Genomic DNA, 19480 nt, shown 5'->3' on the forward strand with positions numbered 1-19480 from the left:
GCGGTTGTGATGAACAACCGGGAGTCATCCGCCGAAATCTCGATAAAACTCCACCTCGTCAACTACACTACTTGTAGCTCTGGCGCTTTTATAATTTACAATATTTACTTTGAGAAAAAGAACAAGACCATCTTATAACAAACATGATAAACCCGTCAATGAAATTTTTTTCATCGTCTATAAAACATATGAAAAAGGAGCACTTCTTGTGCTCCTTTTCAATAAATTCATTGAATTATTCAGCGCCAACTTCAGCTTTAACAACTTCTACAATGCGGTGTACATATCCATCACAAATTTCTTGTGTTGGTGCTTCTGCCATTACACGAATAAGCGGTTCTGTTCCAGACGGACGAACAAGAATACGACCGTCGCCGTTCATTTCTTCCTCTACAACACGAATAATTTCTTTAATTTTTTCGTTTTCTAATGCCAGTTTTTTATCTGTTACACGAACGTTTACTAGTAATTGTGGGAATTTTGTCATCTCACCTGCAAGCTCAGATAATGGTTTTTTCGTCATTTTCATGATGTTTACAAGTTGAAGTGCACTTAACATTCCATCACCAGTTGTAATGTAATCAAGTAAGATAATGTGACCTGATTGTTCTCCGCCCAGGTTATATCCACCACGTTTCATTTCTTCCATTACGTAGCGGTCACCAACTGCTGTTTTATCACTTGTAATACTGTTTGCTTCAAGTGCTTTGTAGAAACCTAAGTTACTCATAACTGTTGAAACAACTGTATTATGTTTTAATTGACCAGTTTCTTTCATATACTTCGCGCAAATAAACATAATTTGATCGCCATCAACGATGTTTCCTTTTTCATCCACAGCGATTAAACGGTCGCCATCACCATCAAAAGCAAGTCCGATATCAGCACCTTTTTCTTTTACTAATTCAGCTAAGACTTCTGGATGTGTAGAACCTACACCTTCGTTAATATTCATACCGTTTGGAGAAGTTCCCATCGTTGAAATATCAGCTTCTAAGTCTGCAAATAAGTATGGAGCTAAAGAAGAAGTCGCACCGTGTGCGCAATCTAAAGCGATATGTAAACCAGAGAAATCTTCCTCTACAGTTTGTTTAATGTATTGTAAATATTTTTGTCCACCTTCAAAGTAATCGCTCACTTGTCCAAGGTTAGTACCTGTTGGACGTGGTAACTCGTCAACTTCTTTGTCTAATAATGCTTCAATTTCTGCTTCTTGCTCATCTGTTAATTTGAAACCATCTGAACCGAAGAACTTAATTCCATTATCTTGTACTGGATTATGAGATGCAGAAATCATAACACCTGCTTGTGCATCTAAAGCTTTTGTTAAATAAGCCACACCTGGTGTAGAAATAACACCAAGACGCATTACTTCTGCTCCAGTTGATAATAGACCTGCTACTAAAGCTCCTTCTAGCATATGTCCAGATACACGTGTATCACGGCCAATAATTACTTTTGGACGATCTGTATCTTTTGTTAATACATAGCCGCCAAAACGTCCGATTTTGAATGCTAATTCAGGTGTTAATTCCTTATTTGCAACCCCGCGTACTCCGTCTGTACCAAAATATTTACCCATTATTATTCGCTCCTTTTTCGTGCTCTTTTTGATTATCTACTGTTGGTTCTTGGCCCGTTTCTTGGCCATTTTCTTTGTCTTTATCTTTATCTTTTTCCTGATCCTTTTCTGGGTCCTTTTCTGGATCAGGTTCAGGATTTTTTGGTTTTTCAGTTTGATTTTCTTGATTGTTTTTTGAATCTGGTTGTTCAATATTCCCCTGTACTTCTTTATCCGGCTTTTCTTTCTTCACAATTGTGACTTTAGCACTTTTTTGTTTTGCTTCTATCGAAATATTACCAGGACCACTCACTTGAATAGAAACATCTTTCGTCCCCGGAGATACATTTTGCAGATTAATCGCCGCGGTTATTTGAGCAGCTGTTATTTTATCTACTATACTTGCTTCTCCTGAAATATCAACGCTTATCTTTCCATCTTGTGGCGAAAGTAGCTGCGCAGTAACATCATTCGGAATTCCACTTTTTTGAATTGGGATACCATCAATAGTTTTACTTTTCGTTTGTTTTACCTTTTGTACCCCTACGGAAACCTTCACTTGATTTGGTTTTGCACTTGTTACACCTTTTGGCAATAAAACAGAGGCATCGAATGTTGTAGAATCCGTCAATTGACTAAGATCTACCTCGACCCCCTCTATAGATTGTATATTATCCAAAATGTCTTTTGGACCTGCTATCGTTACTTCTTTTGGTTCAACACTAATATTTGTAACAGCTAAACCTTCTGGTAAATTCCCTTTTTTCGAATATGTTAAAGGAACTGTTTTTTCGACGTTATTTGCTGTAGCTTGCGTCGCCACATTCAACGTTACACTAATTTTAGATGGACTTGTTCTTACATTTAAACGTTTTCCTTCTTTATTGTATAATGTAACTTCGGGTGTTTTTGTAACAGTTTTATTAACACCTTTCAAATCAATATACGCCTTAGCAGATGAAATACTTTCGATTTCTTCTTTCGTCCCAACTACCTCAACAGTATCAGGTTTAATGTTTGATTTTTCGAGAGTAGCACCCGCTGGCATCTGATCCTCATTTGATAATTTTAAGTCTACATGAACATATTTTCTCGCTTTTTCATGAAGAGTAACTTTAATTGTTGCTGGTTGGACTGTTCCTTTCACATCATCTGGAAGCCCATTCGCTTTTAAAGAAACTTCATAAGTTCCTTTTGGACTATCTCGCAAATCAACTGATATATCAAATTGTTTTTTTGCTTTTGCTGTAGCAACTGCTGATTTTGGACCTTCCAACTTCACCTTGACTCCACCTGATGGAATACCACTTACAATATATTTCTCTTCATCATACTTAAAGGTAATAGGATAATCAGTTAATGTTTCTTTCGTTTCATTTACGAAAGGTAATATACTCGATGTCGTATTTTTTTCAGTTAAAGTTGCTGACATAAAAAGCATACACGCCAATAGTAATGAGATTCCTTTTAAAAACCAATGATTCTCCATTAACTTATCCATGACGCTTTCTCCTCCAATTCCATAAAGACGAAGAAGTCGTTTTTTCGTTCCCACTAAATTCTGCTAACAACATATCCTTCAGCTGCTCTGTCTTCAAATCACGATGTAACTCACCGTTTTTCGTTAAAGAAATTTGACCCGTTTCTTCCGACACAACTACTGTAATACTATCAGTAACTTCACTAACTCCCATTGCAGCGCGATGCCTTGTTCCTAACTCCTTAGAAATAAACGGACTTTCTGATAGCGGAAGATAACATGCTGCCGCTTTAATTGTACTTCCCTGCATAATTACTGCTCCATCATGAAGAGGTGTATTAGGGATAAAAATATTAATGAGTAATTCTGATGACACATTTGCGTTCAGCGGAATACCCGTTTCCACATAGTCACCCATCCCAGTCTCTTTTGACAACGTAATTAATGCACCTATTCTACGTTTTCCCATATATTCCGTAGCTTTCGCTATCGCTGTTGCAACAATTTCAGGTTCATCTTCCTCGTGAGTTCCCACACGCGAAAACAGGCTACCTCGTCCTAGCTGCTCAAGTGCTCTTCGCAATTCTGGCTGGAAGATAATAATAACAGCTAAGAATCCCCACGTTAATACTTGTTCCGTTAGCCAATATAGCGTATGCAATTCAAGTAAAATACTGATCATCCGGACGACAATAATAACTGTAATACCTTTTAAAAGTTGAACAGCCTTCGTGCCCCGGATTATAAGAATTAGCTTATATATAATAAACCATACAACAGCAATATCTAATGCCGTACTAAGATATTTCAAAATGGTCGTATCTTCAAAAGGCATGCTAACCCTTCCTCCTACTTACGAGCAATTCTATCCATATATTGAAATATTGTTTTATGCTCTATCTGTATGTATTTCCAACAACTAGTTAATTATACCATACATGAAACAAACGACAATTACAAACGCCCCCTTTAGCTTAAATTGGTAAGATGTCAAACTTTCTTACCCTACAGTATAATATAAGTCATTATTATACGCCTATTTTCCAATAAAAAAAGCAACTTCACAGTTGCTTTTCTTACATTTATTTCAGTTTTTCACCGAATAAAGAACCCATTAAAGCAACCGCTGTTGTTGCTGTTCTGTTTCTCTCATCTAAAATTGTATTTACTTCAACAAACTCAGCAGATGTAACAATATCAGCTTCTGCTAACATCTCCATCGCTAAGTGGCTTTCACGATAAGATAGACCACCAATTACAGGTGTTCCAACTCCTGGTGCGTCATGAGGATCAAGCCCATCTAAATCTAATGATAAATGAACACCATCAGTATGAGATAAATACGCAATTGTTTCTTCCATAACAGCCGTCATACCCATACGATCAATTTCATGCATTGAGAATACTTTGATGCCTTCTTCACGAATAAAGTCTTTTTCTCCTTCATCTAATGCACGTGCACCGATAATTACAACGTTCTCTTTCTTCACCTTTGGATATGCCCCGTATAAGTCTACAAGTGAAGAATGTCCATATCCTAAACTTGCAGCAAGTGACATACCGTGAATATTTCCAGATGGTGAAGTCTCTTCTGTATTTAAATCACCATGTGCATCATACCAAATAACACCTAAATTTTTATAATGTTTCGCTACACCAGCTAGCGTACCGATAGCAATACTATGGTCACCGCCTAATACAAGTGGAAAACGACCTTCTTCTATAATATGATCAACCTTACTTGCTAATTCATTACATACAGTTGCAACTTGTGTAAGGTTTCTTAATTTTGTATTTTCATCTACTTCTTTTTCTCTCTCAATACATATATCTCCCAAATCTTTAACGTCATATCCAATTTGTTCAATTCTTTCAATTACCCCTGCATAACGGATCGCGCTTGGTCCCATATCAACCCCGCGACGCATCTGTCCTAAATCCATTGGAACTCCAATAACTGAGATTTCTTTTTTCATAGATAGTATCCCCCTTTTATGCCTTCCTAAATATTTTAAATCTTTTATATAGTCTGACTCAACTCGACATTTTTCTGCATGGATATACATTTTATTCACTTACATTTACGTTGGAATCCCAATTTTCAAACTATTCTATGTATAAGGTTAACTTGATGAACCAACTAACTTTTCTATCAGCTAATATTTTTATCAGTGCTTTTCTCCATTACTACCTAGAATTACACAAGATATCCTCAAATAAATAGATTAAAAAACGCTTCTACATTTAGAAGCGTTTTTCTGATGCTAGTTTCCATACTGCTGCAATATTTTTTGCTGTCATTTCGATATTCTCTTCTGCCCTTTTATATGCTTCTTCTAACGTCATTGGACTAGCCGTAATACTAAACACTGCATCAATTCCCTTTTCGTAAACAGTCGTATAATTCGAGGATACAGATCCACCAATAGCAATTACAGGAATATGACGACATTTCGCCCGCTTCGCGACACCAACAGGAGCTTTTCCATACGCTGTTTGTTCATCTATTCTTCCCTCACCAGTTACAATCAGATCGGCGCCCTCTATACACTTATCAAAATTTGTATAATCTAATACAATTTCAATCCCTTTTCTTAACTGTCCCTTTAGCACTGCAACGACAGCGGCTCCCATTCCTCCAGCTGCCCCCGCACCTGGTATTTCAGATACATCAAAAGACACATGTTGTTTAAGTATATTAGCATAATGTTTTAAATTCCCATCTAGCTCTTTCATCATCTCTACATTCGCACCTTTTTGTCTCGCAAATACAAAAGATGCCCCGCTCAGTCCAACTAAAGGGTTATCTACATCACATGCTGCTTCTAACTTTATATCTTCCAGGCGTGAATCAATCCTAGAAAGGTCAACAGTGGTTATCAAATGCAATGTCCCTCCAGAGGGTTCTATTACCCCACCTTTCCTATTTATAAATCTTGCGCCTAAGGCAGATAGCATACCAGCCCCACCATCATTTGTAGCACTTCCTCCAAGCCCTAAAATAATGTGTTTAGCTCCTTGATCTAATGCATGTAATATAAGTTCACCTGTCCCTTTTGTAGTTGTAATAAGTGGGTTTCTCTTTTCAATTGGAACGTGTTGTAATCCTGATGCTGCTGCCATTTCAATAAATGCTGTCTTCTTATCCTTAGACATACCATAAAAGGCTTGCACGCTCTCTCCAAGCGGCCCTGTCACATTAAGTGATATAATTTTCCCCATTGTAGCACCAACAAGAGATTCAACCGTTCCTTCGCCTCCATCTCCAATTGGTACCTTAACATACTCTGCTTTAGGAAAAATTGCTGCAAAGCCTCTTTCAATAGCTTCACATACCTCTATAGCTTTCAGGCTTTCTTTATATGAATCCGATGCAATGACAACTTTCATAATTACCTCCCCCTTATCCAATCCTTTTTTTTATTTTAAACGATATACGGAAAAGTTGCCTTTTGGAGTGGAATTTAAACACAAAAAAAGCTTACATCAAATGATGTAAGCTTTCCCTATTTATATGGAGCCTAGCGGGATCGAACCGCTGACCTCCTGCGTGCAAGGCAGGCGCTCTCCCAGCTGAGCTAAGGCCCCTTAGTACTTAAGCGGAAGACGGGATTCGAACCCGCGACCCCAACCTTGGCAAGGTTGTATTCTACCACTGAACTACTTCCGCGAAAATGGTGAGCCATGAAGGATTCGAACCTTCGACCCTCTGATTAAAAGTCAGATGCTCTACCAACTGAGCTAATGGCTCGTAAATGGCTGGGCTAGCTGGATTCGAACCAGCGCATGACGGAGTCAAAGTCCGTTGCCTTACCGCTTGGCTATAGCCCATTAATATTTACTAGTATGGTTATCTTTTCAAAAAAATAAACCCTTTCAGGTTATTTTAAAGAAAATGGTGGAGGGGGGCAGATTCGAACTGCCGAACCCGAAGGAGCGGATTTACAGTCCGCCGCGTTTAGCCACTTCGCTACCCCTCCGACATTTAAAAATATATGGTGGAGGATGACGGGATCGAACCGCCGACCCCCTGCTTGTAAGGCAGGTGCTCTCCCAGCTGAGCTAATCCTCCAAAAGTGATGACCCGTACGGGATTCGAACCCGTGTTACCGCCGTGAAAGGGCGGTGTCTTAACCACTTGACCAACGGGCCAAAAAAATAAAAACTTTTCCCAAGCTTCCAACCGGGCTTGAACCGGTGACCTCTTCCTTACCATGGAAGTACTCTACCAGCTGAGCTATGGAAGCATAATGGCTCCGCAGGTAGGAATCGAACCTACGACCGATCGGTTAACAGCCGATAGCTCTACCGCTGAGCTACTGCGGAATAATATAAGCCTGGCAACGTCCTACTCTCACAGGGACAAGGTCCCAACTACCATCGGCGCTAGAGAGCTTAACTTCCGTGTTCGGTATGGGAACGGGTGTGACCTCTCTGCCATCATTACCAGACTTTTATCATTATACACATTCTTTTCAGAATGTCAAAAGGAATTTTTAATATATATTCCTTCAAAACTAGATAACATTGCTTCATATTATATGGTTAAGTCCTCGATCTATTAGTATTCGTCAGCTCCACATGTCACCATGCTTCCACCTCGAACCTATCAACCTGATCATCTTTCAGGGATCTTACTAGCTTACGCTATGGGAAATCTCATCTTGAGGGGGGCTTCATGCTTAGATGCTTTCAGCACTTATCCCTTCCGCACATAGCTACCCAGCTATGCCCTTGGCAGAACAACTGGTACACCAGCGGTGCGTCCATCCCGGTCCTCTCGTACTAAGGACAGCTCCTCTCAAATTTCCTACGCCCACGACGGATAGGGACCGAACTGTCTCACGACGTTCTGAACCCAGCTCGCGTACCGCTTTAATGGGCGAACAGCCCAACCCTTGGGACCGACTACAGCCCCAGGATGCGATGAGCCGACATCGAGGTGCCAAACCTCCCCGTCGATGTGGACTCTTGGGGGAGATAAGCCTGTTATCCCCGGGGTAGCTTTTATCCGTTGAGCGATGGCCCTTCCATGCGGAACCACCGGATCACTAAGCCCGACTTTCGTCCCTGCTCGACTTGTAGGTCTCGCAGTCAAGCTCCCTTATGCCTTTGCACTCTACGAATGATTTCCAACCATTCTGAGGGAACCTTTGGGCGCCTCCGTTACACTTTAGGAGGCGACCGCCCCAGTCAAACTGCCCACCTGACACTGTCTCCCGGGTCGATAAGACCCGTAGGTTAGAATTTCAATACAGTCAGGGCGGTATCCCACCAGCGCCTCCACCGAAGCTAGCGCTCCGGTTTCAATGGCTCCCGCCTATCCTGTACAAACTGTACCAAAATTCAATATCAGGCTACAGTAAAGCTCCACGGGGTCTTTCCGTCCTGTCGCGGGTAACCTGCATCTTCACAGGTACTATAATTTCACCGAGTCTCTGGTTGAGACAGTGCCCAAATCGTTACACCTTTCGTGCGGGTCGGAACTTACCCGACAAGGAATTTCGCTACCTTAGGACCGTTATAGTTACGGCCGCCGTTTACTGGGGCTTCAGTTCAGAGCTTCGCTTACGCTAACCCCTCTCCTTAACCTTCCAGCACCGGGCAGGTGTCAGCCCCTATACTTCGCCTTACGGCTTCGCAGAGACCTGTGTTTTTGCTAAACAGTCGCTTGGGCCTATTCACTGCGGCTTTCCGTTAAGAAAGCACCCCTTCTCCCGAAGTTACGGGGTCATTTTGCCGAGTTCCTTAACCAGAGTTCTCTCGCACACCTTAGGATTCTCTCCTCGCCTACCTGTGTCGGTTTGCGGTACAGGCACCTTTTATCTCGCTAGAAGCTTTTCTTGGCAGCGGGGAATCAAAGACTTCGCTCCATAAGGAGCTTCCCCATCACAGCTCAGCCTTCACGATAAGCGGATTTGCCTACTTATCAGCCTAACTGCTTGGACGTGCACAACCAATCGCACGCTTCTTCTATCCTTCTGCGTCCCTCCATTGCTCAAACGATAAAGAGGTGGTACAGGAATATCAACCTGTTGTCCATCGCCTACGCCTGTCGGCCTCGGCTTAGGTCCTGACTAACCCTGAGCGGACGAGCCTTCCTCAGGAAACCTTAGGCATTCGGTGGACGGGATTCTCACCCGTCTTTCGCTACTCATACCGGCATTCTCACTTCTAAGCGCTCCACCAGTCCTTCCGGTCTGACTTCACTGCACTTAGAACGCTCCCCTACCACTGATACCATTGGTATCAATTCGCAGCTTCGGTGGTGTATTTAGCCCCGGTACATTTTCGGCGCAGAGTCACTCGACTAGTGAGCTATTACGCACTCTTTAAATGGTGGCTGCTTCTGAGCCAACATCCTAGTTGTCTAAGCAACTCCACATCCTTTTCCACTTAATACACACTTTGGGACCTTAGCTGGCGATCTGGGCTGTTTCCCTCTTGACTACGGATCTTATCACTCGCAGTCTGACTCCTAAGGATAAGTCATTGGCATTCGGAGTTTGACTGAATTCGGTAATCCGATGAGGACCCCTAGTTCAATCAGTGCTCTACCTCCAAGACTCTTACACTTAAGGCTAGCCCTAAAGCTATTTCGGGGAGAACCAGCTATCTCCAGGTTCGATTGGAATTTCTCCGCTACCCACACCTCATCCCCGCACTTTTCAACGTGCGTGGGTTCGGGCCTCCATTCAGTGTTACCTGAACTTCACCCTGGACATGGGTAGATCACCTGGTTTCGGGTCTACGACCACGTACTAAACGCCCTATTCAGACTCGCTTTCGCTGCGGCTCCGCCTCTTCAGCTTAACCTCGCACGGGATCGTAACTCGCCGGTTCATTCTACAAAAGGCACGCCATCACCCATTAACGGGCTCTGACTATTTGTAGGCACACGGTTTCAGGATCTCTTTCACTCCCCTTCCGGGGTGCTTTTCACCTTTCCCTCACGGTACTGGTTCACTATCGATCACTAGGGAGTATTTAGCCTTGGGAGATGGTCCTCCCAGATTCCGACGGAATTTCACGTGTTCCGCCGTACTCAGGATACATTCAAGAGAGAACGAAGTTTCGACTACGGGGTTGTTACCCTCTGTGACGGACCTTTCCAGGTCGCTTCGTCTACCTCGTTCCTTTGTAACTCCGTATAGAATGTCCTACAACCCCAAGAGGCAAGCCTCTTGGTTTGGGCTAGATTCCGTTTCGCTCGCCGCTACTCAGGAAATCGCATTTGCTTTCTCTTCCTCCAGGTACTTAGATGTTTCAGTTCCCTGGGTCTGTCTTCCATACCCTATGTATTCAGGTAAGGATACCATACCATTACGTATAGTGGGTTTCCCCATTCGGAAATCTTCGGATCAAAGCTTACTTACAGCTCCCCGAAGCATATCGGCGTTAGTCCCGTCCTTCATCGACTCCTAGTGTCAAGGCATCCACCGTGCGCCCTTTCTAACTTAACCAAACTAAAATTAAAAAAATATGAGCTACACTGTTATCTAGTTTTCAAAGAACATACATTTAAACTTGAGAGATAGTTCTCTCAAAACTGAACGAAACGAAACAAGTCAACGTTTATTGATGAACTGCGTTCATCAATTCTCCATAGAAAGGAGGTGATCCAGCCGCACCTTCCGATACGGCTACCTTGTTACGACTTCACCCCAATCATCTGTCCCACCTTAGGCGGCTGGCTCCATAAAGGTTACCCCACCGACTTCGGGTGTTACAAACTCTCGTGGTGTGACGGGCGGTGTGTACAAGGCCCGGGAACGTATTCACCGCGGCATGCTGATCCGCGATTACTAGCGATTCCAGCTTCATGTAGGCGAGTTGCAGCCTACAATCCGAACTGAGAACGGTTTTATGAGATTAGCTCCACCTCGCGGTCTTGCAGCTCTTTGTACCGTCCATTGTAGCACGTGTGTAGCCCAGGTCATAAGGGGCATGATGATTTGACGTCATCCCCACCTTCCTCCGGTTTGTCACCGGCAGTCACCTTAGAGTGCCCAACTTAATGATGGCAACTAAGATCAAGGGTTGCGCTCGTTGCGGGACTTAACCCAACATCTCACGACACGAGCTGACGACAACCATGCACCACCTGTCACTCTGCTCCCGAAGGAGAAGTCCTATCTCTAGGATTTTCAGAGGATGTCAAGACCTGGTAAGGTTCTTCGCGTTGCTTCGAATTAAACCACATGCTCCACCGCTTGTGCGGGCCCCCGTCAATTCCTTTGAGTTTCAGCCTTGCGGCCGTACTCCCCAGGCGGAGTGCTTAATGCGTTAACTTCAGCACTAAAGGGCGGAAACCCTCTAACACTTAGCACTCATCGTTTACGGCGTGGACTACCAGGGTATCTAATCCTGTTTGCTCCCCACGCTTTCGCGCCTCAGTGTCAGTTACAGACCAGAAAGTCGCCTTCGCCACTGGTGTTCCTCCATATCTCTACGCATTTCACCGCTACACATGGAATTCCACTTTCCTCTTCTGCACTCAAGTCTCCCAGTTTCCAATGACCCTCCACGGTTGAGCCGTGGGCTTTCACATCAGACTTAAGAAACCACCTGCGCGCGCTTTACGCCCAATAATTCCGGATAACGCTTGCCACCTACGTATTACCGCGGCTGCTGGCACGTAGTTAGCCGTGGCTTTCTGGTTAGGTACCGTCAAGGTGCCAGCTTATTCAACTAGCACTTGTTCTTCCCTAACAACAGAGTTTTACGACCCGAAAGCCTTCATCACTCACGCGGCGTTGCTCCGTCAGACTTTCGTCCATTGCGGAAGATTCCCTACTGCTGCCTCCCGTAGGAGTCTGGGCCGTGTCTCAGTCCCAGTGTGGCCGATCACCCTCTCAGGTCGGCTACGCATCGTTGCCTTGGTGAGCCGTTACCTCACCAACTAGCTAATGCGACGCGGGTCCATCCATAAGTGACAGCCGAAGCCGCCTTTCAATTTCGAACCATGCAGTTCAAAATATTATCCGGTATTAGCCCCGGTTTCCCGGAGTTATCCCAGTCTTATGGGCAGGTTACCCACGTGTTACTCACCCGTCCGCCGCTAACTTCATAAGAGCAAGCTCTTAATCCATTCGCTCGACTTGCATGTATTAGGCACGCCGCCAGCGTTCATCCTGAGCCAGGATCAAACTCTCCAATAAAGTTAGTTTGTCTAGCATCTAAAAATAAAAATTGACGTTCACGTTGTTTGTTTCGTTCAGTTTTCAAAGAACTACTTGGTCGCTCATTTGCGACTTCCTTATGTTAACATCTTCATTTTTAGATGTCAACTAAGTTTTTCAATTTCTTTTTTGTCGTTTTCTGCGTTTCTGCATCAGCGACGGTTATTAATTTATCATATACTTACTCTTAACGTCAACACTTTTTAATAAAAAATTCTTTTTCTTATATAACGAATACATTCTTCTCTATTAGCAACTCTCCGAAATAAACAAAAAATGATTTTATACCTTTCTTCCATCGCCTTTTTCACAACGCTATGTATACGCTCATCTTCAAAATCAAATAAAAGTTCCTCTAACTCTCTCTTCAGTATGTATTCCATTTCTTTTTTCTCTTCCTTCGTCAACATAATCCCAAGCAAATTATCACCCCAATAACTCCTTACATGTACCGATAAACGCCCCACTCATTTTCAATTATCAATAATGTATTATCAAAAAACAAAATTCTATCACTCATTATATCCACCACTTACGATATTAATCCCTTGTTCTCTTTTTTTAATTTAAAGCATATATGTAACTGAAAAGGATTGGACAAAGGGGCGTAATATTATGTTTTTCTTTTTTATTACGAGTAAAAGAACATTTAAACACATTAGCTTAATAGTCGTACTTTCCTTATTTACAGCATGGCTACTCTTTTTAAAAACATATTCACATGAATCTGCTTTTTCAACTGCTACTGGCCCTAAGGTGATTTACAAAGGGGACACTGCAAAAAAACAAGTTGCATTCACGTTTGACATTAGTTGGGGAGACCAAAAAGCTATTCCAATCCTTAACACACTCAAAGAAAGAGAAATTAAGAACGCAACCTTCTTTCTCTCTGCTGCATGGGCTGAAAGACACCCTGATATTGTCGAACGCATCATGAAAGATGGACATGAGATTGGTAGTATGGGCTATAATTACACGTCCTACACTTCACTAGAAGCAAATGAAATACGAAGAGATCTTTTGCGGGCACAGGATGTTTTTACAAAACTTGGCGTAAAACAAGTCAAGCTATTACGTCCACCTAGTGGCGATTTTAACAAAATAACTCTTAAAATAGCGGAATCACTCGGATACACCCTCGTTCATTGGAGTAACAATTCAAATGACTGGAAAAATCCCGGCGTAAATAAAATCGTTTCCACAGTCTCTAACAATTTAAAGGGTGGAGATATTGTCTTATTGCATGCTTCTGATTCTGCTCTTCAAACAAATAAGGCTTTACCATTACTCTTACAAAAATTAAAGAGCGACGGATATGAACAAACATCTGTATCACAACTTATTTCCAACACAAGTACAAAAAGTGAAGATATTAAGTAGTTCTTTTCCACACGGTTCTTCACACATAAAAAGCTCTGCTATCTTTCGTTAAGATAGCAGAGCTTTTTTTATCCTAGTATTTACAAACGATAAGAATCTGGCTAATTAAAAACCCAATCTCTCCTCATTAAGCTGACTCACTCTTTTGTCCAATTAAACGATGCAATACAAGTAACTGATATGTATTACACAATAGAAGTGGTATCACCATTAAATACAACCAATCTGTATCATTAATCCGGAGCGCTGGTACCCATTCAAGAATTGTTACAACAACCATAAAGAACAGAGCGGGAACAAATGCTTTTTTATTTGTTTCTTTACTCTTTATGTAAGCGACAATTGCCCCAAACACAAATAACAGCCCAGCAACAAGTATGTTATTCCCTAATGAAACTTCTCCATTTGCAATAAGTACTGACCTTAAATAAACGAAATCAAATAATACGAACGCAATAAAGAACAGTTGCACTGCATTCCATAAAGAAGATGACCGGAACATCCCTAATCCAAAACGATGGATCGTTAAATACGCAAAGAACCCCATTTGACTTATAACACTAAAAATAAATCCTACGCCCATCAACCAGAAAGAAACTGCTAGAATTTCCTTTCCGTCGAAATTTTGAAAAAATTTAGCGTACTTGTCCCACTCTAAAACAAAACCAATAAAGACCGTGCTAATCCCACCAAGAAACAACGTCGTAAAAAATAGTCGTACCCACTTGCGGCTATTCACAACACATCCCCCATTATTCTTATATTTCTAATTAAATTGTATCAATGACAATTTCAAAAAGCTAGCCATGTTAATGTATAAATTCCTTAAAGAGATTTATATTAAAAAAAGAGAACTGTGCTGAAAGGAGCTCCAACTTATGAAACGGATGCTGCTCGTTTTGATTTCTTCTTTTCTATTTATGGCACTAGTGGCATGTGCACAAGAAAAAGAAGCAAAATCCGAACTTGATTATGATCAAACAAAAAAAATGATTGTTGATATTTTAAAAACCGACCAAGGAAAAAAGGCAATCAAAGATGTATTAACTGATGAAAAAATGAAACAAGCCCTCATACTAGATGAAACAGTAGTAAAGAAAACGATTGAAGATGCGATGGTATCTGAAAAAGGGCAACAATTCTGGGAAAAGCTCTTTAAAGACCCTGAGTTCTCATCAAAATTTGCTAAAAGTATGGGAAAAGAACAAACAAACTTAATGAAAACTTTACTAAAAGATCCTGAATACCAATCAGGTGTTATAGAGATTATGAAAAATCCTGAAGTAGAGAAAATTATGTTACAAACAATGAAGAGCAAAGAATATCGCCAATATTTACAGCAAGTACTAACCGAAACTGCCGAAAGTCCACTCTTCCAAGCTAAGATGATCGACATCATTAGTAAAGGTGTACAAAAAGCCGAAAAAGGTGGGTCTGATAAGAAAGGTGCAGGCGGTGAAGGTGGTTCTCAAGATGGGAACAAAGAACAACAATAAAGATTATAGTAATGAGTGGACAATGTATATATTATCCACTCATTACTACTTTATTTTTGTGTAACAGCTGTTTTATCAATAACCGTCTCAGCTATCGTACGATAAATAAGACCCGTTGTATGTGTATCTTCATATACTGACGGCGCAAAGTCCTCTTTATTCCAATCAGGTTGTTGAAGTGGAATTCGGCCAAGTACGTCCGTTTGAAGTTCCGTAGCTAATTTATCTCCTCCACCTCTTCCAAACACATACTCTTTTTCACCAGTTGCTTTACTTTCAAAATACGCCATATTTTCAACAACACCAAGAATACTATGTTCTGTACGTAAAGCCATGGCTCCAGCGCGCGCTGCTACAAATGCTGCTGTTGGATGCGGCGTTGTTACAATAATCTCTTTACAAGCCGGCAACATCGAATGCAAGTCTAACGCAACATCACCAGTACCTGGTGGCAAGTCTAATACTAAATAGTCTAAATCGCCCCACTCTACTTCTGTGAAGAAGTGATTTAACATTTTCCCGAGCATAGGTCCTCTCCAAATAACTGGAGCATTATCTTCTACAAAGAATCCCATTGAGATTACTTTCACGCCTAGACGCTCCACTGGTATTATCTTATCACCTCTTACGATAGGACGTTTTTCTATTCCCATCATGTCCGGTACACTAAAACCGTAAATATCCGCATCAATGATACCAACCTTTTTCCCTAGACGAGCTAAAGCAATCGCAAGGTTAACGGAAACTGTTGATTTTCCCACTCCACCTTTTCCACTCGCCACTGCTAAAAATGTTGTTTTTGAGTTTGGTGATAATAAAGATTCACTCTTCTCTTCTTGTGGTGGTGCAAACTGAGCTAATTCCTCTTCCGTAAACTCTGCAAAACGAAGTCCAACTGTTGCTGCTCCAAGTTCTTTTACTAACTTTACAATTCCAGACTGCAATTGCATTTGTTCCGCCGTACCCATTTTTACAATTGCAATTTTAACACTCACATGTTCCTTCTCTGGCTTGACTGTTACTTCTTTAATTGCATTTGTTTCTTTTAACGTTTTATGTAAAAACGGATCTACAATCCCTTCTAACGCTTCCACTACTTGTTCTTTTGTTACCATAATTAGTCCAGCCCCCTGTATGAAAAATAACGTAATGTTAATTGAATTTATCTTTCTTTATCCCTGAAATAAATGCGTTTACATTTCCAGTATAACATATTTTCGGAAAACTTCGTTAACGAGAGAAACTCAAAAAATCCTCCTTATTCTGGAGGATTTCCTTTTTCCGTAAAATAACGTAATATACCACGATATATTGCAGCCGCTACTTTTTGCTGGTATTTCTCCGAATTTAACATATATCTTTCATTCACATTCGATAAAAAGCCAGCTTCAATTAAAGCACCTGGTTTTTTGGCATACTTCAATAAATACACGTGAGGAATTGTTTTAGCAGAACGATTCGTATTTTCTAAGCTTGTTCTCAATTCAGCTTGTATAAATTTTGCAGCCCGTTCATTTTCAATCGAAGAACGGTAGTAGAACGTTTGTGCGCCCTTAGATCCACTACTAGTTAGGGCATTTAAATGAATACTCGCAAAAAAGTCTACATCAGGCTTATTAATGATTTCAACACGCTTTTTTAAATCCTCTGCTTTACGTCTACTATATGACTTTGTATCTTTATTAGCTAAATCATAATCTCCTTCACGCGTTAAAATAACTAAAGCACCTTGTTCTTGTAAATAATCTTGTACCTTTTTTGTAATCTCAAGCGTAATATCTTTTTCTACAATATCCTTTCCACCAACAGCCCCTCCGTCTGGTCCCCCATGCCCAGCATCGAGTACAATCACTTTCCCTGATAAGGGTAAATTCCAAGCTCGCCACGATTTTGTAATTTGAAATTCTTGTTTAACTAAAAAAAACAAAACAACCGCAGCGAGCGCAAAAGAGATAATTCGAATTCTCTTCATACCTTTCCTCCTCCAGCTAGTCCCTCTAATTACTTATATGGGACAAGAGGAAAGTTTATGCTTGTCTTAGTGTAGCTTTAATCGATATCTTCTTTCGCCTTTTTCATACCCTTCTTGCCACCACAAGCCGATAAACTGCTGGCACGATTCCAAAAGCAATTCCTCGTCTTGCAACTTAATTTCACGTATAGTCATACTCGTTAAAAATTGAAATAACGTTTCAGTTAATTGTTGCTCTTCTTCTAAAGCCCTATATTTCACATCAAAGAATGATTCACCATGATAACCAAATTTACTGTATCTCGCTCCTAATAAATAAGATTCTATCCCTAGTTCAATACAATAATCTTCATACTGACGATGGAGTTCTTGCATCTGAAAGGCATCACGAATATTTGAACGCAATGTTTTTAATGATAATTCTCGCAGCATCTTTCGCTCGTATTTTAACTGCTTTTCTTTTTGTTTTTCTTGTAAGTTGACAATGACATTCATAGTACTTATAAACCTCCCTAATACGTATTAGTCTAAACTTCTAAAGAAGAAGCATACGCGCGGCAGTAGCACTAAAATATTCCAAGCTACAAAAATTACAAAAGAAGAATTAAACATAAAAAAACCCCAACCAAAATGGTTGGGGTTTGTAGTTCGCAAAAATTAACGTTTTGAGAACTGAGGTGCACGACGTGCGCCTTTAAGACCGTATTTTTTACGCTCTTTCATACGTGCGTCACGAGTTAATAGACCTGCACGTTTTAATGTTAGACGGTATTCTGGATCAGCTTTTAATAAAGCGCGAGAAATACCGTGACGAATAGCACCAGCTTGACCAGTGTATCCACCACCATTTACGTTTACAAGTACATCGTAGTTACCTAAAGTTTCTGTTGCAACTAGAGGTTGTTTCACTACTTCACGTAATGCAGCAAATGGGATATAGTTTTCAAAATCACGACCGTTAATGATAACGCGTCCTTCGCCTGGAACTAGGCGTACGCGCGCTACTGAACTCTTACGACGTCCAGTGCCATAGTATTGAACCTGTGCCAAAGTAAGCCCTCCTTTAATTGATTATCCGCGAAGTTCGTAAACTTCTGGTTTTTGTGCTTGGTGTGGATGCTCTGCTCCAGCATACACGTTTAATTTCTTAGATACTTGACGTCCTAAACGTCCTTTTGGAAGCATCCCTTTAATTGCAAGCTCTAACATTTGTACAGGGTAGTTTGTACGCATTTCTAGAGCTGTTCTTTGCTTAAGTCCACCTGGGTGGTTAGTGTGACGGTAGTAAATTTTATCGTTTAATTTATTACCTGTTAAATGAATTTTCTCAGCGTTAATAATAATTACATGATCACCCGTGTCAACGTGTGGTGTAAATGTAGGTTTGTTTTTACCACGTAAAATGGATGCTACTTCAGTAGATAGGCGACCTAAAGTTTGACCTTCAGCATCAACCACATACCATTTACGCTCAACTTCGTTAGCTTTTGCCATAAAAGTCGTACGCATGTGTTTCCCTCCTCGTTATCTTTTCCATAGAAAAAATCTATTGTTTATCTTAAACACGATTTCCTTCCGGGGCTAATCGTGGTTTTAGAAACAATACCATATGTTATGATATACTTTTGAGTTTCTAATGTCAAGCAAATGTTACACCAGGATTAGTTGTTATAGTTTACCTGCCATAAGTAAAGCCCGTGACCTGGAGCCATCTTTCCAGCAAACTGGCGATTTTGTTTCGCTAAAATCTCTGGAATGCTATCAGGATCAAGCTTTCCTTGTCCTATGCTAAGTAACGTACCAACAATAATTCTGACCATATTATATAAAAATCCATTACCTACAAAACGAAAAATTAATTCATCGTCTTGCTCAATTAATTCGATTTCATAAATTGTTCGCACTTTATCTTTTTTGTCAGTTTTTGCCGAACAAAAAGAAGTGAAATCATGCGTTCCAATAAAATAAGGAATCGCTTTTCTTATAGAATTTATTTCGAGCGGATATGGATATTGATATACGTAATTTCTACGGAATACATCCGCAGTCTTTGATAATAATACACGATAGCGATATTCTTTTTTCTCGACACCGTAACGTGCATGAAATTCTTCTGTTTTTTTCTCTACCTGCCCAATAACAATATCATCCGGCAACATTGTATTTAAAGCATTACTCCATTGCCACTCTTCAAGAGACAAAGGCGTATCAAAGTGTATCACTTGTCCTTTGGCGTGAACGGTAGAATCCGTTCTGCCTGATGCCTGCACACGAACAAGTTCTCCTTTATGCAACTTCTGCAATGCTTTCTCTATTTCTTGTTGAACAGTACGATGCTGTGGTTGAATTTGGTAACCACAAAAATGAATGCCATCATATGCAACTGTACATTTTATTCTATCCATTTCT

Annotated in this window: 15 protein-coding genes, 9 tRNA genes and 3 rRNA genes; 2 read left to right on the forward strand and 25 right to left on the reverse strand. The window is 40.9% G+C overall.

What is annotated here, in order from left to right; translation table 11 throughout:
- Positions 1–235 precede the first annotated feature (235 nt).
- From glmM to QCI75_RS25935, 18 genes are all read right to left on the reverse strand, one after another.
- Entirely contained in the window at positions 236–1582 is a 1347-nt protein-coding gene (gene glmM, locus QCI75_RS25850; RefSeq protein ID WP_002115349.1) for a phosphoglucosamine mutase, read from the reverse strand.
- Entirely contained in the window at positions 1575–3062 is a 1488-nt protein-coding gene (locus tag QCI75_RS25855; protein WP_353761432.1) for a CdaR family protein, read from the reverse strand. The genes glmM and QCI75_RS25855 overlap by 8 nt, the downstream gene beginning before the upstream one ends.
- Positions 3055–3876 carry a diadenylate cyclase CdaA gene (gene cdaA, locus QCI75_RS25860; RefSeq protein WP_001115704.1) on the reverse strand — a complete coding sequence of 274 codons (822 nt, stop codon included), beginning with the start codon at positions 3874–3876 and terminating at the stop codon, positions 3055–3057. Before cdaA ends, QCI75_RS25855 begins: the two co-directional genes overlap by 8 nt.
- 247 nt (positions 3877–4123) lie before the next feature.
- Entirely contained in the window at positions 4124–5017 is an 894-nt protein-coding gene (rocF, locus tag QCI75_RS25865) for an arginase (protein ID WP_144508476.1), read from the reverse strand.
- Between the two features lie 268 nt (positions 5018–5285).
- On the reverse strand, positions 5286–6431 hold the full coding sequence (locus QCI75_RS25870) for a glycerate kinase (protein WP_353761435.1): 1146 nt from the start codon (positions 6429–6431) through the stop codon (positions 5286–5288).
- 125 nt (positions 6432–6556) lie between these two features.
- Positions 6557–6629: transfer RNA gene (locus QCI75_RS25875), tRNA-Ala, on the reverse strand.
- Between the two features lie 10 nt (positions 6630–6639).
- A tRNA-Gly gene (locus QCI75_RS25880) sits at positions 6640–6711 on the reverse strand.
- 5 nt (positions 6712–6716) lie between these two features.
- A tRNA-Lys gene (locus QCI75_RS25885) sits at positions 6717–6792 on the reverse strand.
- Between the two features lie 5 nt (positions 6793–6797).
- Positions 6798–6872, reverse strand: a tRNA-Gln gene (locus QCI75_RS25890).
- Positions 6873–6937: 65 nt separating this feature from the next.
- Positions 6938–7021, reverse strand: a tRNA-Tyr gene (locus QCI75_RS25895).
- A 16-nt stretch (positions 7022–7037) separates the two neighbouring features.
- A tRNA-Val gene (locus QCI75_RS25900) sits at positions 7038–7113 on the reverse strand.
- An 8-nt stretch (positions 7114–7121) separates the two neighbouring features.
- A tRNA-Glu gene (locus tag QCI75_RS25905) sits at positions 7122–7193 on the reverse strand.
- A 22-nt stretch (positions 7194–7215) separates the two neighbouring features.
- Positions 7216–7288: transfer RNA gene (locus tag QCI75_RS25910), tRNA-Thr, on the reverse strand.
- Between the two features lie 4 nt (positions 7289–7292).
- Positions 7293–7367: transfer RNA gene (locus tag QCI75_RS25915), tRNA-Asn, on the reverse strand.
- A 9-nt stretch (positions 7368–7376) separates the two neighbouring features.
- Positions 7377–7492: ribosomal RNA gene (gene rrf / locus QCI75_RS25920) — 5S ribosomal RNA — on the reverse strand.
- A gap of 90 nt (positions 7493–7582) precedes the next feature.
- Positions 7583–10504: ribosomal RNA gene (locus QCI75_RS25925) — 23S ribosomal RNA — on the reverse strand.
- 146 nt (positions 10505–10650) lie between these two features.
- Positions 10651–12202 (reverse strand): 16S ribosomal RNA (locus QCI75_RS25930).
- Together the 16S, 23S and 5S rRNA genes with 9 tRNA genes alongside form the textbook arrangement of a ribosomal RNA operon.
- Positions 12203–12426: 224 nt before the next feature.
- On the reverse strand, positions 12427–12645 hold the full coding sequence (locus tag QCI75_RS25935) for a hypothetical protein (protein ID WP_070140542.1): 219 nt from the start codon (positions 12643–12645) through the stop codon (positions 12427–12429).
- Between the two features lie 193 nt (positions 12646–12838).
- Here QCI75_RS25935 and pdaB point away from each other — a divergent pair, with 193 nt between their 5' ends.
- Positions 12839–13603, forward strand: a complete 765-nt coding sequence (pdaB, locus tag QCI75_RS25940; protein WP_353761436.1) for a polysaccharide deacetylase family sporulation protein PdaB — start codon at positions 12839–12841, stop codon at positions 13601–13603.
- A 127-nt stretch (positions 13604–13730) separates the two neighbouring features.
- Here the strand turns inward: pdaB and kbaA are convergent, their stop codons facing one another.
- Positions 13731–14342, reverse strand: coding sequence for a KinB signaling pathway activation protein KbaA (gene kbaA, locus QCI75_RS25945; protein WP_353761438.1), 612 nt, complete (start codon positions 14340–14342; stop codon positions 13731–13733).
- A gap of 139 nt (positions 14343–14481) precedes the next feature.
- On the opposite strand from kbaA, the gene gerD reads away from it, so the two are divergent.
- A complete protein-coding gene (gene gerD / locus QCI75_RS25950; RefSeq protein ID WP_353761439.1) occupies positions 14482–15099 on the forward strand; it encodes a spore germination protein GerD in 618 nt (205 codons plus the stop codon).
- 50 nt (positions 15100–15149) lie between these two features.
- Here gerD and QCI75_RS25955 read toward each other — a convergent pair whose 3' ends face one another.
- From QCI75_RS25955 to truA, 6 genes are all read right to left on the reverse strand, one after another.
- Complete coding sequence (locus QCI75_RS25955; RefSeq protein WP_144505026.1) at positions 15150–16214, reverse strand: Mrp/NBP35 family ATP-binding protein; 1065 nt, start codon at positions 16212–16214, stop codon at positions 15150–15152.
- Positions 16215–16357: 143 nt separating this feature from the next.
- Complete coding sequence (gene cwlD, locus QCI75_RS25960; RefSeq protein WP_002113331.1) at positions 16358–17071, reverse strand: N-acetylmuramoyl-L-alanine amidase CwlD; 714 nt, start codon at positions 17069–17071, stop codon at positions 16358–16360.
- Between the two features lie 66 nt (positions 17072–17137).
- Complete coding sequence (locus QCI75_RS25965; protein WP_070140539.1) at positions 17138–17566, reverse strand: DUF2521 family protein; 429 nt, start codon at positions 17564–17566, stop codon at positions 17138–17140.
- A gap of 162 nt (positions 17567–17728) precedes the next feature.
- Complete coding sequence (gene rpsI, locus QCI75_RS25970; RefSeq protein ID WP_000079986.1) at positions 17729–18121, reverse strand: 30S ribosomal protein S9; 393 nt, start codon at positions 18119–18121, stop codon at positions 17729–17731.
- 21 nt (positions 18122–18142) lie between these two features.
- Positions 18143–18580, reverse strand: coding sequence for a 50S ribosomal protein L13 (rplM, locus tag QCI75_RS25975; protein WP_001260795.1), 438 nt, complete (start codon positions 18578–18580; stop codon positions 18143–18145).
- 152 nt (positions 18581–18732) lie between these two features.
- Complete coding sequence (gene truA / locus QCI75_RS25980; RefSeq protein ID WP_353761441.1) at positions 18733–19476, reverse strand: tRNA pseudouridine(38-40) synthase TruA; 744 nt, start codon at positions 19474–19476, stop codon at positions 18733–18735.
- Positions 19477–19480: the final 4 nt, after the last annotated feature.

The organism is Bacillus cereus group sp. RP43 (assembly GCF_040459645.1).
Lineage (GTDB): Bacteria > Bacillota > Bacilli > Bacillales > Bacillaceae_G > Bacillus_A > Bacillus_A mycoides_C.

Bases quoted from the DNA above. Each gene is read 5' to 3' on its own strand.
- cwlD (WP_002113331.1), bottom strand. From the start codon at position 17,071: ATGAAGAGAATTCGAATTATCTCTTTTGCGCTCGCTGCGGTTGTTTTG.
- rocF (WP_144508476.1), bottom strand. From the start codon at position 5,017: ATGAAAAAAGAAATCTCAGTTATTGGAGTTCCAATGGATTTAGGACAG.
- QCI75_RS25855 (WP_353761432.1), bottom strand. From the start codon at position 3,062: ATGGATAAGTTAATGGAGAATCATTGGTTTTTAAAAGGAATCTCATTA.
- truA (WP_353761441.1), bottom strand. From the start codon at position 19,476: ATGGATAGAATAAAATGTACAGTTGCATATGATGGCATTCATTTTTGT.
- QCI75_RS25965 (WP_070140539.1), bottom strand. From the start codon at position 17,566: ATGAATGTCATTGTCAACTTACAAGAAAAACAAAAAGAAAAGCAGTTA.
- QCI75_RS25955 (WP_144505026.1), bottom strand. From the start codon at position 16,214: ATGGTAACAAAAGAACAAGTAGTGGAAGCGTTAGAAGGGATTGTAGAT.
- gerD (WP_353761439.1), top strand. From the start codon at position 14,482: ATGAAACGGATGCTGCTCGTTTTGATTTCTTCTTTTCTATTTATGGCA.
- cdaA (WP_001115704.1), bottom strand. From the start codon at position 3,876: ATGCCTTTTGAAGATACGACCATTTTGAAATATCTTAGTACGGCATTA.
- QCI75_RS25870 (WP_353761435.1), bottom strand. From the start codon at position 6,431: ATGAAAGTTGTCATTGCATCGGATTCATATAAAGAAAGCCTGAAAGCT.
- rplM (WP_001260795.1), bottom strand. From the start codon at position 18,580: ATGCGTACGACTTTTATGGCAAAAGCTAACGAAGTTGAGCGTAAATGG.
- pdaB (WP_353761436.1), top strand. From the start codon at position 12,839: ATGTTTTTCTTTTTTATTACGAGTAAAAGAACATTTAAACACATTAGC.
- glmM (WP_002115349.1), bottom strand. From the start codon at position 1,582: ATGGGTAAATATTTTGGTACAGACGGAGTACGCGGGGTTGCAAATAAG.